This window comes from Streptomyces sp. NPDC088147 (assembly GCF_044741565.1).
Classification (GTDB): domain Bacteria; phylum Actinomycetota; class Actinomycetes; order Streptomycetales; family Streptomycetaceae; genus Streptomyces.
Genome location: NZ_JBIUSY010000004.1, coordinates 612,019 through 627,680 on the forward strand (window position 1 = coordinate 612,019; position 15,662 = coordinate 627,680).

The 15,662-nt window shown below is 71.0% G+C and carries 12 protein-coding genes; 3 read left to right on the forward strand and 9 right to left on the reverse strand.

What is annotated here, in order from left to right:
* Positions 1-61: 61 nt before the first annotated feature.
* Positions 62-1,354, reverse strand: a complete 1,293-nt coding sequence (locus ACIOGX_RS17740) for a DUF4192 domain-containing protein (RefSeq protein WP_356511866.1) — start codon at positions 1,352-1,354, stop codon at positions 62-64.
* A gap of 110 nt (positions 1,355-1,464) precedes the next feature.
* On the opposite strand from ACIOGX_RS17740, the gene ACIOGX_RS17745 reads away from it, so the two are divergent.
* On the forward strand, positions 1,465-3,636 hold the full coding sequence (locus ACIOGX_RS17745; RefSeq protein WP_401914123.1) for a RecQ family ATP-dependent DNA helicase: 2,172 nt from the start codon (positions 1,465-1,467) through the stop codon (positions 3,634-3,636).
* Between the two features lie 214 nt (positions 3,637-3,850).
* On the forward strand, positions 3,851-4,480 hold the full coding sequence (locus tag ACIOGX_RS17750; RefSeq protein WP_401914126.1) for a hypothetical protein: 630 nt from the start codon (positions 3,851-3,853) through the stop codon (positions 4,478-4,480).
* Between the two features lie 95 nt (positions 4,481-4,575).
* On the opposite strand, the gene ACIOGX_RS17755 is transcribed toward ACIOGX_RS17750, so the two are convergent.
* The 6 genes from ACIOGX_RS17755 to ACIOGX_RS17780 all read right to left on the reverse strand — a co-directional run bounded on the left by ACIOGX_RS17755 (position 4,576) and on the right by ACIOGX_RS17780 (position 10,801).
* A complete protein-coding gene (locus ACIOGX_RS17755) occupies positions 4,576-5,214 on the reverse strand; it encodes a hypothetical protein (protein WP_356511871.1) in 639 nt (212 codons plus the stop codon).
* 138 nt (positions 5,215-5,352) lie between these two features.
* Complete coding sequence (locus tag ACIOGX_RS17760; RefSeq protein WP_401914128.1) at positions 5,353-6,063, reverse strand: ribonuclease HII; 711 nt, start codon at positions 6,061-6,063, stop codon at positions 5,353-5,355.
* Between the two features lie 332 nt (positions 6,064-6,395).
* Positions 6,396-8,120 (reverse strand): DUF4153 domain-containing protein, encoded by a 1,725-nt coding sequence (locus tag ACIOGX_RS17765; RefSeq protein ID WP_401914131.1) that lies wholly within the window; start codon positions 8,118-8,120, stop codon positions 6,396-6,398.
* A gap of 254 nt (positions 8,121-8,374) precedes the next feature.
* Positions 8,375-9,331: an ADP-ribosylglycohydrolase family protein gene (locus ACIOGX_RS17770; protein WP_401914134.1), complete on the reverse strand. Its 957-nt coding sequence runs from the start codon at positions 9,329-9,331 to the stop codon at positions 8,375-8,377.
* 12 nt (positions 9,332-9,343) lie between these two features.
* Positions 9,344-10,003, reverse strand: coding sequence for a histidine phosphatase family protein (locus tag ACIOGX_RS17775; RefSeq protein WP_129773621.1), 660 nt, complete (start codon positions 10,001-10,003; stop codon positions 9,344-9,346).
* Between the two features lie 192 nt (positions 10,004-10,195).
* Complete coding sequence (locus ACIOGX_RS17780; RefSeq protein WP_356511877.1) at positions 10,196-10,801, reverse strand: YdbC family protein; 606 nt, start codon at positions 10,799-10,801, stop codon at positions 10,196-10,198.
* Positions 10,802-11,003: 202 nt separating this feature from the next.
* Between ACIOGX_RS17780 and ACIOGX_RS17785 the strand changes: the two genes are divergently transcribed.
* Complete coding sequence (locus tag ACIOGX_RS17785) at positions 11,004-11,528, forward strand: TerD family protein (protein ID WP_356511879.1); 525 nt, start codon at positions 11,004-11,006, stop codon at positions 11,526-11,528.
* 70 nt (positions 11,529-11,598) lie between these two features.
* Here the strand turns inward: ACIOGX_RS17785 and ACIOGX_RS17790 are convergent, their stop codons facing one another.
* On the reverse strand, positions 11,599-14,499 hold the full coding sequence (locus ACIOGX_RS17790; RefSeq protein ID WP_356511881.1) for a vitamin B12-dependent ribonucleotide reductase: 2,901 nt from the start codon (positions 14,497-14,499) through the stop codon (positions 11,599-11,601).
* 145 nt (positions 14,500-14,644) lie between these two features.
* Positions 14,645-15,154 carry a transcriptional regulator NrdR gene (gene nrdR, locus ACIOGX_RS17795; protein ID WP_356511883.1) on the reverse strand — a complete coding sequence of 170 codons (510 nt, stop codon included), beginning with the start codon at positions 15,152-15,154 and terminating at the stop codon, positions 14,645-14,647.
* Positions 15,155-15,662: the final 508 nt, after the last annotated feature.

Here is a 15,662-nt window from a genome sequence, read left to right on the forward strand (position 1 = left end):
CGCGGCTCGTACAACTTCGCCACAGAGGTGAACGGCTGCCCGGGCGGCCGGGTCACGGCTCTCATCGGCCACTCCTGGTCCCTCGCCGGCCACTGCGCCTGGCCCGTCGGTCGCGCGCGGCCGGCGCACCGGACACGGACCCCTTGGGCGGAAGACTCTTCCGGGGAACGGGCCGGCGCACCGGACGGAGCCTGGGCCGCCCACTCGTCCCGCGCGGGCCCGGCAGCGCCCGTGCGCCGCGCTCCTCGCGCAGACAACGGCGCAGCGTCTCGGGGTCCAGTCCTTCGTTGCACGCCTGGTGGAGCAATCGCGCGAAGACGTACTGGGGATCGAGCCGCAGCGCGAGTCCCAGGGCGACCCGCGCGCTCGGCTCGTCGCCGGTCGACCAGGCGACCCAGCCGGCCAGGGTCAGCGGGGCGGTCGCGTGCTCGGCGTACGAACCGACGCAGCGCCGGGACAGCGCGCGCCAGAGCCGCAGGGCGGGCGCGGCCTCGGGCCCTTCCATCCACTCGGCGGCGCGGTCGCGGGTCTGCCTGTCCTGGAGTCCGAGAATGACGCTGGCCGCCTCCTCGTGGGTGATGAGCCGGTCGTCCTCGGTGTCCGTGCCGGCCCGGCCCGCGCCCGGAGCCTCCCGCAGCCGCCCGATCAGGGTGCGCGCCAGCCGCAGTGTCTCCTCGCCGACCCGTTCCCGGCTTCCGCCGCCCAGGATCCTGGGCACGAGTGCCGCGCCCGCGTCGTCCAGCGCCCGTTCCTGTTCCGCCGCGGCGGGGGTACGCCAGGGCTCCAGGCGGGCTTCCATCTCCCGCAGCGATCCCCGTACCTGCACTCCGGCGTACGCGGCGGCAGCCGCCATCACCGACGTACCGGGCAGGGCGAGCCCGGTCCCCTCGGGCGGACAGCAGCGGACATCCGGGCAGCAGTAGGACCAGAATCGCCCGTCGGAGATACACAGCGCCTCGTGCACGGGAACATCGAGGCTTCCGCACGCGGTGCGCAGCCGCTGCGCGAGGGGGCGCAGCCGCTCCATCACCTGTCGGCCCGTCTCCCCCGCCGCCGGGTCCTGGCAGAGGAAGACGACGATTCCCCCGGGACGGCCGCCACGCTTCTCGCTGCCCTCGATCAGACACTCGGCGAGCTGATCGGCCACCGGTGGCCATTCGTTCGGCGAGCGCGGGATACCGAGCCTGAGCCGTCCGCCGAAGCGTCCCCGGTCGCCCTGGAGCGCGACCATGACGATGGAATCGGAGGGATGGAATCCGAGCAAATACGGGAGAGCGTCGGCGAGTTCCGCGGGACTGCGCAGGGTGATCTGCTGCTCGTCGGCGGATCCGGTCGGTTCGTGGTGCTTGTTCATGGCTCGACGGTCCCGCGCCCGGCCGGATCCCGCGACCCCTGTGGATAACTTTATCCACAGGCTGGACGGCGCATTCGCGGTTTGTCGGAGCCATCGGGTTGCATGGGGGCATGACCAACGCAGACCGCACGGCTCTCCGGGCCTCGGCCGACTCCGTACTCGCCCGCCTCGTCGGTGACACCACCGGCACCGCCCGGCTGCGCGAGGACCAGTGGCGGGCCATCGAGGCGCTCGTCGCCGACAAGCGCAGGGCGCTGGTCGTGCAGCGCACGGGCTGGGGCAAGTCCGCGGTGTATTTCGTCGCGACGTCCCTGCTGCGCGAGCTCGGCGCGGGCCCGACGGTGATCGTCTCGCCGCTGCTCGCGCTGATGCGCAACCAGGTGGAGGCGGCGGCGCGGGCCGGGATCCGCGCGCGGACGATCAACTCGTCCAACGCGGAGGAATGGGAGACGATCCAGGACGAGATCGCCGCGGGTGAGGTCGACGTCCTGCTGGTGAGCCCGGAGCGGCTGAACAATCCGGACTTCCGCGACCAGGTCCTGCCCCGGCTCTCGGCGGCCACCGGCCTGCTGGTGGTCGACGAGGCGCACTGCATCTCCGACTGGGGCCATGACTTCCGGCCCGACTACCGGCGGTTGCGCACGATGCTCGCCGAGCTGCCGGCGGGCGTTCCGGTCCTCGCCACGACCGCCACGGCGAACGCCCGGGTGACCGCCGACGTCGCCGAGCAGCTCGGGACGGGGGCGGGGACGGACGCGCTGGTGCTGCGCGGGCCGCTGGACCGGGAGAGTCTCAGTCTCCATGTCCTCGAGCTGCCGGACGCGGCGCACCGGCTGGCCTGGCTCGCCGACCACCTGGGCGAGTTGCCCGGCTCCGGGATCATCTACACGCTGACGGTCGCCGCGGCCGAGGAGGTCACGGCGTATCTGCGCCAGTGCGGGCACACGGTCGCGTCGTACACCGGCCGTACCGAGAATGCCGACCGGCAGCAGGCGGAGGACGATCTGCTGGCGAACAGGGTCAAGGCGCTGGTCGCCACGTCCGCGCTGGGCATGGGGTTCGACAAGCCCGACCTCGGATTCGTGGTGCATCTCGGTTCGCCCTCCTCCCCCATCGCCTACTACCAGCAGGTGGGGCGCGCGGGCCGCGGGGTGGAGCATGCCGAGGTGCTGCTGCTGCCCGGCCGGGAGGACGAGGCGATCTGGAAGTACTTCGCCTCGGTCGCCTTTCCGCCCGAGGAGCTGGTCCGGCGCACGCTCGATGTCCTGGGCCGGGCGGACCGGCCACTGTCGCTGCCTGCCCTGGAGCCGCTGGTCGAGCTGCGGCGTACGCGGCTGGAGACGATGCTCAAGGTCCTCGATGTGGACGGGGCGGTGCACCGCGTGAAGGGCGGCTGGACCTCGACCGGCCGGCCGTGGGTGTACGACACCGAGCGGTACGCCTGGGTGGCGCGCCAGCGCGACGCCGAGCAGCAGGCGATGCGCGACTACGCCTCGTCGACCGCGTGCCGGATGGAGTTCCTGCGGCGTCAGTTGGACGACGAGGAGGCGGCCCCCTGCGGGCGGTGCGACAACTGCGCGGGGGCGCGGTTCGAGGACAAGGTGACCGCCGCCGCCCTCGACGCGGCGCGCGGCGAGCTGGGCAGGCCGGGAGTGGAGGTGGAGCCGCGGAAGATGTGGCCGACCGGGCTCACCGCCGTCGGTGTCGACCTCAAGGGACGTATCCCGCAGGGCGAGCAGTACTTCCCGGGCCGGGCGCTCGGCCGGCTGTCGGACATCGGCTGGGGCAACCGGCTGCGGCCGATGCTCGCGCCACAGGCCGCCGACGGCCCGGTACCGGACGATGTGGTGACCGCCGTGGTGAGTGTGCTCGCCGACTGGGCGAAGGGGCCCGGCGGTTGGGCCTCCGGCGCGCCCGACGCGCCGCCCAGGCCCGTCGGGGTGGTCACCGTGGCGTCGCACGGCAGGCCGCGGCTCGTGGGCTCGCTCGGCAGCCGGATCGCGGAGGTCGGCAGGATGCCGCTGCTCGGCACGGTCGCCTACGTACCGGGCGCGGCCGACTCCCGGATTCCCCGCACCAACAGCGCGCAGCGTGTACGTGCGCTGCACGAGACGCTGACCGTACCGACCGAACTGGCCGAGGCGTTGGTCTCCGCGGGCGGCCCCGTACTGCTCGTCGACGATCTCTCGGACAGTGGCTGGACGCTCGCGGTGGCGGCGCGGCTGCTGCGCAAGGCCGGGGCGGAGGGGGTGTTTCCGCTGGTCCTCGCCGTTCAGACGTGACGCATAACCGCACCGTGGCGAGTTCAGGCGGGGATATGACTGCCATATCCCCGCATTCCGGACGACAGTGCCAATTGCTCGTTGCCGCACGCCGATACGCCAGCGAGAATTGGAACTGCCCCCGCACGGTCCCTCGCCGTCCGTCAAGGCCGTGCCGCGGCGCGCCCCCGTCCGACCCAGCCCGCACTGTGGGCGCGTATGCGAAGGGAGGAACGTGACCTTCGGATTCGCTCCGTCCGCGGACACTTCGGTCAGCACACCCGCCGACTCCGTCAGCCGCCTCGCCAGAATGCTCGAACCCGCCGAATGGGCGGAGGCGGGTATTCCGCTGCTGCGCAACCCCCGTGAGGTGGTCAGCGGTCTGCACAGCCGGCACCGGCCGACCCCGTCGACCGCTGTCGTGGCGGTACTCGACCACGAGGAACGGCTCGCCGCCAGCGCCTCGTTCGCGCCGCGTGCCGCGCCGGTCGACGGATGGGAGTTCCGCAACGCGCTGCTGGCGCATCTGCGCCGCGTCATCCCGCACGACCTGCGCCGCCGTACGCCCGTACGCACCGCCGTCCTGCTCTACTGCCGCGAGGGTGACGAGCGTTGGACGGAGGAGGACGGGGCCTGGATGTGGGGGCTGCGGGACGCCTGCACCCTCCATGGGCTGCGCTGCGGCGCGTACATCACGCTGACCCGCGGCGGCTGGCAGGTGCTGGGCGAAGGCCGCGGTGGCCGACGGCCCAGCTCCGAGACCCCGCCCGCCGCTCTGGCCGAGACGCTGGCCGACCCCGACCCGTCGCCGGTGCGCGGCGGCGGTGGAGCCACGGAGGTACTGCGGCGCACGGCTGCCCGTTGAGCAGCCGGGCGCCCGCCGCACGTCAGGCCCGTCACAGCGGCCCGGCCGCCCCCTGAACGGGCAGCCGGGTCACGGCGGGACCGGCGTCGTACGGCTCAGACGCCCGCGCCCAGCACGGTGTTGATCCGCTCCGAGTCACCGCACACGACGAGCAGTGCGGCGGCCTTCTCCCTGGCCGGCGGAAGCACCCGGGCGACGGCGTCGTCACCGCCTCCGTTGACGGCGACGACCACGACGGGCCGTGACTGCGCGCGGGCGACGGCGCCGCCGTCCGCGAAGAACACGTCCTCGCGGGCGTCGTGCTGAGCCCAGTAGGAGGCCTCACCGAAGGACAGCTCGTGGGCGGCCCACGGGTGTTGTTCCCCGGTGGTGAGCACCAGGATGTCGCCCGGTGCCCGCCCCGCCTCGAGCAGCAGATCGACCGCTTCCTCGGCGGCATCGAGCGCACCGCCGGCCGGAGCCGGAATCAGCTGGATCTGAGGGACGGAAGGAGTCGTGGCGCCGGAAGCCTGGGGCTGCCCGGCGGAGTTGTGCGAGCGCTGCGCCGGCGGCGCGGGCCTCGCGGGACCGGGGCCCGGACGTCCGGGCCGCGGTGTCGTCGCGGAGCGCGGCCCGGGGACGGGACGCGGACCGGGTACAGGACGAGGGGTCGGCGCGGTACGGCCGGTGGCCGGAGTGGCGCTGGCACCCTGGGCTCTCTCGTGAATCTGAGGCTCCTGAGGGATGAGAGGCATGACTGGATGTCTATCAAACACCGGTGCGAAAAGCATCGGCAGGTGGGGATATTTGTACCCATGTCTGCGGGCGCGAGCCACACAGATTCAAGGTTCACCGGAAGTTCCGGAAGTCGGACCTTCCGGAAAATCGGCAGTTCAGAAGTCGAAGCCGAGCTGGCCCCCGCTTTCCATGGCGGTGGCCTCGGCGGAGACCCGGACCTTCTTGAGGTGCCGCCACTGGGGCAGCGCGTCGAGATAGGCCCATGAGAGCCGGTGGTGCGGTGTGGGCCCCCACTCCTCCAGTGCCGCTCTGTGCACCGGTGAGGGGTAGCCCGCGTTGGCGCCGAACGCGTAGGGGACGTACTCCTCGGCCCCCGCGCCGAGTTCGGCCATCATGGCGTCCCTGCGCACCTTGGCGAGGACCGAAGCGGCCGCCACCGAGACACAGGACTGGTCGCCCTTGATGACCGTACGCACCTGCCAGGGTCCCCCGAGGTAGTCGTGCTTGCCGTCGAGGATCACCGCGTCGGGCCGCACCGGCAGCGCCTCCAGGGCGCGTACGGCGGCGAGCCTGAGCGCCGCGGTCATCCCCAGGGCGTCGATCTCCTCCGGGGAGGCGTGTCCCAGCGCGTGCGAGGTGACCCAGCCCTCCAGCTCATCGGCCAGCTCCATACGGCGCTTGGGGCTGATGAGCTTGGAGTCGGTGAGGCCGGCCGGAGGTCTGCGCAACCCCGTGACGGCCGCGCATACCGTGACCGGACCGGCCCACGCACCGCGCCCGACCTCATCGACGCCCGCGATGATCCTGGCCTCGGTGGTGGCGCGCAGCGAGCGCTCGACAGTGTGCGTGGGTGCTTCGTACGGCATGGCACCAGCCAGGTTACGCCGCCCGAACGTCACGCGACAGACCGGGTACCGGCCGTGGTGTTCGCCGGTGACATCGGGACGCGCGTCGCGCCCCCGGACCCCCCGGGTTCGCCGCGCGGGATGCCCCGTTCACCGCGCGGGACCTCAGTGCACCGCCTTCTCGACGAGCCGGGCGTACGGCTCGACGGCACCGGCGGGAATCAGCCCGCGGAATCGCACGGCGGTTGACGCCCACGCACGTGGGCGGTTGACGCCTCACCCACGTGAGGGACCGCCGTACCGCCCCCGCTGGGTACGGGACGTCCGGAGGGGCGTCCCGTACCCACCGACGCTCATGGCCTGTCGAGTTCGCGCCCCAGCCCGTAGCAGGTGGAGGACGGGTCGATCTCCCGCTTCGCCACGATCTCGCGGGCCCTGCTCTCCGACCAGCTCGTCGCGTACCACGGTTCGGACGTGTTCCGGAGATTCCGGTCGATGCCCGCCAGGGCGCACGAACGCAGCGGCTCGGAGAGCCGGTCGAGCGCCGGTGCGGCATCGGCCGAGAGCTCCTGGAGGTAGTCGATGTCGATCTTGTGCGAACGCTCGTACCGCTGCACGTTCCGCTCCGCGACCAGCGCGTCCGGCGAGATCAGGCCAAAGGCCAGGACGGCGGCCCCGGCGCTCGCGGCGACGGCACGCGGCAGCCACCGGCCGCCGAGAGCCCCGGCCACCAGGATCAGGACGATCACCACACCGAGCCACAGCTCCACCGCCGCCACCGAGACCCGCAGGCGGGTCAGCCCGTAGGCGTCGACGTACAGATCCATCCGGCGCAGCGCCGCGGCCACCACGACCAGGGTCAGCGCGCAGAGGACCCCGAGCACGGCCCGGACCAGGGCGGCGTCTCCGGCTCCGTCGCGCGGGGCCCATCGACGGGCGAGCCCGATCACGAGCAGAACGAGCAGGGTGGCCCAGAGCAGCTGCCAGAAACCCTGGCGCGCGTACTCCGCGTACGACAGGCCGGTCTCCCGGAGGACCTTGTCGTACCCCCCGAAGAGCACGGCGAGCTGGATGGCGATGAAGGCCGCGAAGAGCAGATTGAGGACGATGAGCGGAAGCGCCCACTCCATCCGGCCGCGGGCCCGTCCGGGGCGTACGGTGATCCGGTCCCAGCGCAGCGGTGCCGCGGCGGTGTGGGCGGCGGCGAGCGCGCCGACGGATCCGACCACGAAGCCCACGAACCGCCACGGCCCGTCGTCGAGCGAGACGTCGGGGGTCAACTGGCCCAGCAGATCGGCGAACGCCGCGTCGGCGTTGGCGAAGAGGGTGCCGAACACGATCAGCAGCACGACCGCGACCGCGACGGCGCGGACGACCGGCATCACGCGACCGCGCGATCCTCCGGCGCGTTCCCGCAGGCCGGCCCAGCCCCAGAACATGCCGGGGCCGAGGGAGCCGATCAGGCCCAGCGGGCCGAACAGGACACCCGGCCAGGTACGGCAGCCGTGCAGGGCGAGCGAACCGAGCGCCAGCGAGGAGACGACCGCGAGGAAGGTCGGCAGCCCGGCGTCCCGCAGTGCGGGGACGGCGAGCAGAGCGATGCCGCCGAGAGCCCAGACCAGCGTCCAGGGGCGGGGGCGACGGCCGGCGGCCCGGGCCGCGAAGAAGGCGGCGAGCGCCGCGGGCACCGCCACGATCAGCAGATTCAGTCCGAGTCCGTCGCCCAGCACCAGGGCGCTGAGCAGGGCGGTCGCCAGGACCGACCAGAGGGTGGCGGCACGGATCGGGGCAGGCGTGGCCGGCTGTATCTCGGTGAGCCAGCGGGACTGCTCGCCGGGCCGCGGCTGCCACCGCTGCCAGTCGGGCGGCGGCGGCCCGCCCTGGCGCTGCTTGGTGAGCACGGGAACGGCGGAGGACGGACGGGCCGCGTCCCCGGAACCCGGCACATCACCCGGCCCCCGCGCGCCGACCCGCCCCTGCGCACGGCTCCGCCCCTGGCTGTCGGCCGGCCCCTGGTCGTCGGCGGGCTCCCGCCCCCGTTCCCCGTCGGATTCCTGCCCTCTGACCGGATCTGTCACGGGACCCCCTCCCGGCCGGGTCCCTTCGCGGCAGCGGAGTGGCGCGTACGGCCCGGCGTCTTGTCGGCGCACGCCCCTCGAAGATCACCGGGGCGGCGTGGCCGACAGAGTAACCGCGCGCTCCCGCCCCTTCCCCGGTTCCGGGAGCAGGTGTGGCAGGACCGTGACAACTACGGGCGGACGCCCGCGGACGCACCACCCACGAGCGGACAACAACAGGCGGGCTACAACAGGCGGGCACCTACGGGCGCCGCCTACGGTGCTCGCAGCCAGCCCGGCAGCGCTTCCGTCCGCTCCAGCCAACGCGCCGGCGGCGCCCCGGTCCTCGCCGCGGAGATCACGCCCCCCGCGATGGCGCATGTCGTATCCACGTCACCGCCCACCTGGGCCGTGGTCCAGAACCCCCGCTCGAAATCACCGAGGGCCCGCGCCGCCGACCAGAGGGCGAACGGCACGGTGTCATGCGCGCTGGTACGCCGCCCGCAGCCGAGAACCGCGGCCACCGTGCCCGCGTCGGCGTAGTCCAGCATGTCCCGCGCCCGGCGCAGCCCCGCCCCGACCGCGCTGCGCGGCACGAGCGCCACCACTCCGTCGAGCAGCGCCTCCGGCCCCGGAGGCCCCGCCGGATCCGCGGCGAGAGCCGCTGCCGCCGCCACCGCCATGGCGCCCACCACGGCCTCGCGGTGCTGGTGCGTGGTGTACGCGGAGATCTCGGCCTGATGCGTGGCCTGCTCCGGATCGTCCGCGTACCAGGCGCCGAGCGGCGCGATCCGCATGGCGGCCCCATTGCCCCACGAGCCCTGCCCGTTGAACAGCTCGGCGGCCAGCTCACGCCAGTCGCCGCCCTCCCTGATCAACCGGAGCATTCGGTTCACGGCGGGCCCGTAACCGCGGTCGAAGTCATGATGCGTGGCGAAGGACAGGGCCAGCGCGTCCTGGTCGATACGGTGGTGCGCGGCCAGGACGGCCAGGACCGACGCGGCCATCTCGGTGTCGTCGGTCCACTGCCAGAGCCCCGGCGGCAGCTCGCGCCGTTTCAGCAGCGGATAGTTCGAGGGGACGAAGAACTGGGAACCGAGAGCGTCGCCCACCGCCAGTCCGCGCAGGCTCGCCATGGCACGGTCGTAGCGGCGGTCATAGCGCGGATCGGCCGCCCGGCCGGACGAGGATTCGGCGGGCGTGGCACCGGCGGGTGTGGAATCAGCGGTCATCGCACGGTCAGTCTATCCAGTACGCCCGTAGGGCTCGGGGGTGCGCCAGCGCTCGAACGGCTGGTCAAGGGTGTATCGGCCGTCCTCGCCGAGCAGCAGGGTGCGGGTCTCCCCGTTGCCCGGATTGGACAGGGACTCGAACTCCGCCACCGACCAGTGGAACCACCGCATACAGAACAGCCGCATGGTCAGTCCGTGGGTCACCAGCAGCACGTTCTCCGGCGAGTCCGGTGTCTCGAAGCTCCGGTGGAGGGATTCCAGGAACGCGCCGACGCGATCGTAGACATCAGCACCCGACTCGCCCTGCGCGAAGCGGTAGAAGAAGTGCCCGTACGCGTCCCGGTAGCCCTTCTGCAGCCGCACGTCCTCCCGGTCCTGCCAGTTCCCCCAGTCCTGCTCGCGCAGCCGGGGTTCCTCCCGTATCCGCACCAGGCCGGGGTCGAGGCCGAACGCCTCGAACGTCTCGTGGGTGCGGCGGTAGGGGGAGACGAAGACGCTGACCGGCTCCCGGCCGAACAGCTCACGCAGGCGTACGCCGGTCTCCAGGGCCTGCCGTCTGCCCTTCTCGGTGAGCCTCAGGGCATGGTCGGGCTCGCGTTCGTACACCGTGTCGTCGTCGTTGCCTACCGACTCGCCGTGCCGGACGAGGACGATGCGCCGTGGTCGTGCCATGCCACGACCCTAGAACGGTCCGCACCGGGCCGTGCCACCGCCCGGTACGGACGGAGACCATCCGGCGTAGCCGCCCCGGGCGGCCTCCCGGGCCGCCTGCCAACAACTGACACCCGGCAGCGGACACCCGGCAGCGGGCAGCGGGCAGCAAGCAGCGGACGGCGGGCTCGCGAACAGGCTCTGGCGGCCCGATCACACCGTCCAGGTCGATTCGAGGTCGACGACGTCTCCGGCCAGCGCGGCCACATCCGCGGCCGTCTGCGCGCGCAGCGTCAGCCGCTCCACCCGTTCGACCCGGTACTTTCCGTGCTCGGCCGCCGACTGCCACATGGACAGCACTATGAACTCATGGCCGGGCGCCTCCCCGAACAGTCCCCGCACCATCCCGGGCGACCCCGCCATCGCGGGGTTCCAGACCTTCTCCTGCATCAGCGCGAAATGCTCGACCCGGTCCTCGTGCACCTTGCAGTGCGCGACCCGCACCACATCGGCGTCGGTGAAGCGCGGTTCGAAACCGGTCTTCACATCGAAGCGGTAGTCGAAGAGCTTGACCTGCATGTCGCGATGTGTCCCGGACTGTGCGGCGGCGAGCCGGTCGTGCGAGCGCGCCATGAACGAGTCGTAGAACGCGCGGCTCTCCCAGAACGAGAAGACGTGCGCGACGCCCGGCCTCGCTCTGCTCCATCCTCCGCTCTGCCCCCGGAACCCCGGCTCACCGAGCAACCCCGCCCATTTCCGCTGCCCGCGCTCGAAACCTCGACGGTCGGTCACGGTGCAGCGAATCCACTTGACCAGCACCGCGCCATCGTACGGCGCGGAACGTGGCCTCGGTCACGCTCCTCAAGGACGGGACAGAGCCACCGTTCGGACAGCCGACGCGGCGAGTATCGGCCAACGTGGCGTCAACTGGACAGATCGCGAGGCGGGTTGTCAGCGCCCCGGACTAGCCTTGTCCCCAAGGCTCGGAGATCCGGCCAGGTTCGGAAGAGGGGGAAGACTGGTGAGCAACCTCAACAGAGGGGTGGAGAAGATCGAGGTCACGCTCAAATGGGACCCCAGTCCCCTGGGCGCGCCCCCGCACGATCTCGACCTGGTCGCCGCGACGTACACCTCCGACGACCCGAGTGGCACCCCTGCCTACCTGGTCCATTTCGACAGCCGTTCACCGGACGGCACGATCACACTGGACCGGCAGAGCCGGACGGGGCAGGGCTTCGGCTCCGACGAGGAGATGACGCTGGAGCTGGTGCGGCTGGCATCGTCCTACACCCGCGTGCTGGTGGGCGTGGCCATCCAGCAGCGCGACGGCCGGCGGACGTTCGGCGACATAGTCAACGCATCGGTCCGTGTCCTGGAGGGGTACACGGAGCTGGCCGCCCATGACTTCGCCGGGGTGACCGGCTCCACGGCGGCCACGTTCGCGGAGTTCACCCGGGACGACTCGGGCGCCTGGCGCTTCCGCACGACGGTCCGCGGATTCGACACCGACCTCCAGTCCTTCGGCGCCCTGATGGGCGGCGCCTGACCCGTGACGGCCCCGAGGGGCGGCGACCACTCGGGCCACCGCCCCTCGGGGGGACTTACCGCGTTACGGCTCAGCTGCAACCGCTGGTGGAGCCGCATCCCTCGCAGATGTAGCAGGACCCGGCCCGCTGCATCTTCGTGCCGCAGGAGAAGCAGAGCGGCGCGTCGGCGCTGATGCCGAGCTGCATCTCGACCAGTTCGGCCGAGGTGTGCGCCTCCTTGGGCGCCGGGGCCACGGCCGCCGCCGGCCCGGCGGGCGTCGGGGTGACCGCCTTCAGCGTCTCCTGCCGGCGCGGGGCCGACTGGGCCAGATTCTCGATGTCCATGTCGTCATCGTCCATGGACGGCTCGTACGAACCGGTGTCCAGGTGGCGCTGGCGCTCCTCGGCGGAGTGGATGCCGAGGGCCGACCGGGTCTCGAACGGGAGGAAGTCCAGCGCGAGACGGCGGAAGATGTAGTCGACGATCGACTGCGCCATCCGTACGTCCGGGTCGTCCGTCATGCCGGCCGGCTCGAAGCGCATGTTGGTGAACTTCGATACGTAGGTCTCCAGCGGGACGCCGTACTGCAGACCGACCGATACCGCGATCGAGAAGGCGTCCATCATGCCCGCGAGGGTCGAGCCCTGCTTGGACATCTTGAGGAAGACCTCGCCGAGACCGTCGTCGGGGTAGGAGTTGGCGGTCATGTAGCCCTCGGCGCCGCCCACCGTGAAGGAAGTGGTCAGACCGGGACGGCCCTTCGGGAGACGCTTGCGGACGGGGCGGTACTCGATGACCTTCTCCACCGCCTGGCGGATCGTGTCCTCGGCCTTCTCCGCGACCTTCTCGTCCTTCTTCTTCGCGGAGAGCGGCTGACCGACCTTGCAGTTGTCGCGGTAGATGGCGAGCGCCTTGACGCCCATCTTCCACGCCTCGAAGTAGACCTCTTCGACGTCCTCGACGGTGGCGGTCTCCGGCAGGTTCACCGTCTTGGACAGCGCACCGCTGATCCACGGCTGGATCGCCGCCATCATGCGGACGTGGCCCATGGCGGAGATGGAGCGCTCACCCATCGCGCAGTCGAAGACCTCGTAGTGTTCGGTCTTCAGGCTCGGCGCGTTGATCACATTGCCGTGCTCGGCGATGTGGGCGACGATCGCCTCGATCTGCTCCTCCTGGTAGCCCAGCCGGCGCAGGGCCTGCGGGACGGTGCCGTTGACGATCTGCATCGAGCCGCCGCCGACCAGCTTCTTGAACTTGACCAGCGCGAGGTCGGGCTCCAGTCCCGTGGTGTCGCAGGACATCGCGAGACCGATGGTGCCGGTGGGCGCGATGACCGAGGCCTGCGCGTTGCGGAAGCCGTTCTTCTCGCCCAGCCGGAGCACGTCCTGCCAGGCCTCCGTGGCCGCGGCCCAGACCGGGGTGTCCAGGTCGTCGACCCGGGGCGCGGTGGCGTTGGCGTCGGAGTGCTGCTTCATGACGCGCTTGTGCGGCTCGGCGTTGCGGGCGTAGCCGTCGTACGGGCCGACGACCGCGGCGAGCTCGGCGGAACGGCGGTACGAGGTGCCGGTCATCAGCGAGGTGATGGCGCCGGCCAGCGAGCGGCCGCCGTCGGAGTCGTACGCGTGACCCGTGGCCATCAGCAGGGCGCCGAGGTTGGCGTAGCCGATGCCGAGCTGACGGAAGGCGCGGGTGTTCTCACCGATCTTCTGCGTCGGGAAGTCCGCGAAGCAGATGGAGATGTCCATCGCGGTGATGACCAGCTCGACGACCTTGGCGAAGCGCTCGGACTCGAAGGACTGGTTGCCCTTGCCGTCGTCCTTGAGGAACTTCATCAGGTTCAGCGAGGCCAGGTTGCACGAGGTGTTGTCCAGGTGCATGTACTCGCTGCACGGGTTCGAGCCGTTGATCCGGCCGGACTCGGGGCAGGTGTGCCAGCGGTTGATGGTGTCGTCGTACTGGATGCCCGGGTCGGCGCAGGCCCACGCCGCCTCGGCCATCTTGCGGAACAGGGACTTCGCCTCGACCTCTTCGATGACCTCACCGGTCATCCGGGCGCGCAGCCCGAACTTGCCGCCGGCCTCGACGGCCTTCATGAACTCGTCGTTCACCCGGACCGAGTTGTTGGCGTTCTGGTACTGGACGGACGTGATGTCGTCGCCGCCCAGGTCCATGTCGAAGCCCGCGTCACGCAGGGCGCGGATCTTCTCCTCTTCCTTGACCTTGGTCTGGATGAAGTCCTCGATGTCGGGGTGGTCGACATCGAGGATGACCATCTTGGCCGCGCGGCGGGTGGCGCCACCGGACTTGATGGTTCCGGCGGAGGCGTCGGCACCGCGCATGAAGGAGACAGGGCCCGAGGCATTGCCTCCGGAGGAGAGGAGCTCCTTGGAGGAACGGATCCGGGAGAGGTTCAGACCGGCGCCCGAGCCTCCCTTGAAGATCATCCCCTCTTCCTTGTACCAGTCGAGGATCGAGTCCATGGAGTCGTCGACGGACAGGATGAAGCAGGCGGAGACCTGCTGCGGCTGGGGCGTGCCGACGTTGAACCACACCGGCGAATTGAAGCTGAAGACCTGGTGCAGGAGGGCGTACGCCAGCTCGTGCTCGAAGATCTCGGCGTCCTCGGGCGAGGCGAAGTACTGGTGGTCCTCGCCGGCCTTGCGGTACGTCTTCACGATCCGGTCGATGAGCTGCTTGAGACCGGTCTCGCGCTGCGGGCTGCCGAGCGCCCCGCGGAAGTATTTGCTGGTGACGATGTTGACCGCGTTCAGAGACCAGAAGTCGGGGAACTCGACGCCACGCTGCTCGAAATTGACCGAGCCGTCGCGCCAATTGGTCATGACGACGTCACGGCGCTCCCAGGCCACCTCGTCGTACGGGTGCACGCCGGGGCTCGTATGAATGCGCTCGATACGCAGCCCCTTGTTGCCGGCCTTGGCCCCCTTGGCTCGGGAACCTCGTGCCGAGCCGCTCGCCGTCTCTGTCATGCCGCCTCCCATATACGTACAAAAACGCGCCGAAGTGCCATGTTCTTCCCGTGGCACGGCGTGTGTGTCTGATGCCTCGGGTGCGCACAGGGGCACCCGTGACAGGTCTTCGTCACCGCGGAGCGGCCAGGATCGGGCCGGCCGGTCAGTCCGCGGCGATGGCGGGTACGGGGACCGCAGCGGCCCCGTCGACGCCTGTTTCCTCTGAGGGGGGCCGCTCGCGCAGTTCCGCGATGGCGGCCTCGAAGTCTTCGAGCGAGTTGAACGCCCGGTACACGGATGCGAAGCGCAGGTAGGCGACGAGGTCGAGTTCCTGCAGTGGGCCGAGTATGGCCAGTCCCACGTCGTGGGTGGTCAGCTCGGCGCTCCCGGTGGCGCGCACCGCTTCCTCGACCCGCTGGCCGAGCTGTGCGAGGGCGTCCTCGGTGACCGGCCGTCCCTGGCATGCCTTCCGCACGCCGGAGATGACCTTGGTACGGCTGAAGGGTTCGGTCACGCCGCTGCGCTTGATCACCATCAGTGAGGCGGTCTCCACCGTGGTGAAACGGCGGGAGCAGTCGGGGCACTGACGGCGGCGGCGGATCGACGTCCCGTCGTCGGTGGTGCGACTGTCGACGACACGGCTGTCGGGGTGCCTGCAGAAGGGACAGTGCATGGTTCCCTACCCTCCTTCACAGCGCGACTGAATAGCCCCGTCAGGGCCCGGAAACGAGCCCCTCGAAGCACCCCCAGCATAGGCGATGGCCTCACCCCCGAAAGCGGGGGGACCACAACTTCTGGGTGGTTGCGACAATCCAACCACTAGATCTGGGGTTTGACTGCATCCTATGCCCCGGCGCGTGTCGCGTGTCGAGGCGGGTGCCGGCACGGGCGCCGGGAGGGGCGCGGGGCCGGATCCGGGGCGGATTCCCGGGGCCGGACGGACCGGCCACGAGAGTACGGGAAGGGCGCGGCGCACTACCTTCCGGGCCGCCCGGTGGAACACTGACCGCCGCGGAGGGCGGCGGCCGGGAGCAGGACGGTACGGTGGCGACCGGCCCCGTAGCGCGGCCGTCGAGCCTGCCTATACACCCAGTCAGATGCTCAAGACGGACTCTCCGCAATTTTTCACTCGAACGTGTGTTTGGCGCAACCTTTCGAAAGCTACTACCGTTGTCCAGCTA

Coding starts and splice junctions, on each gene's coding strand:
- ACIOGX_RS17740 (WP_356511866.1), bottom strand. CDS start 1,354: ATGAACAAGCACCACGAACCGACCGGATCCGCCGACGAGCAGCAGATC.
- ACIOGX_RS17745 (WP_401914123.1), top strand. CDS start 1,465: ATGACCAACGCAGACCGCACGGCTCTCCGGGCCTCGGCCGACTCCGTA.
- ACIOGX_RS17755 (WP_356511871.1), bottom strand. CDS start 5,214: ATGCCTCTCATCCCTCAGGAGCCTCAGATTCACGAGAGAGCCCAGGGT.
- ACIOGX_RS17760 (WP_401914128.1), bottom strand. CDS start 6,063: ATGCCGTACGAAGCACCCACGCACACTGTCGAGCGCTCGCTGCGCGCC.
- ACIOGX_RS17770 (WP_401914134.1), bottom strand. CDS start 9,331: ATGACCGCTGATTCCACACCCGCCGGTGCCACGCCCGCCGAATCCTCG.
- ACIOGX_RS17775 (WP_129773621.1), bottom strand. CDS start 10,003: ATGGCACGACCACGGCGCATCGTCCTCGTCCGGCACGGCGAGTCGGTA.
- ACIOGX_RS17790 (WP_356511881.1), bottom strand. CDS start 14,499: ATGACAGAGACGGCGAGCGGCTCGGCACGAGGTTCCCGAGCCAAGGGG.
- nrdR (WP_356511883.1), bottom strand. CDS start 15,154: ATGCACTGTCCCTTCTGCAGGCACCCCGACAGCCGTGTCGTCGACAGT.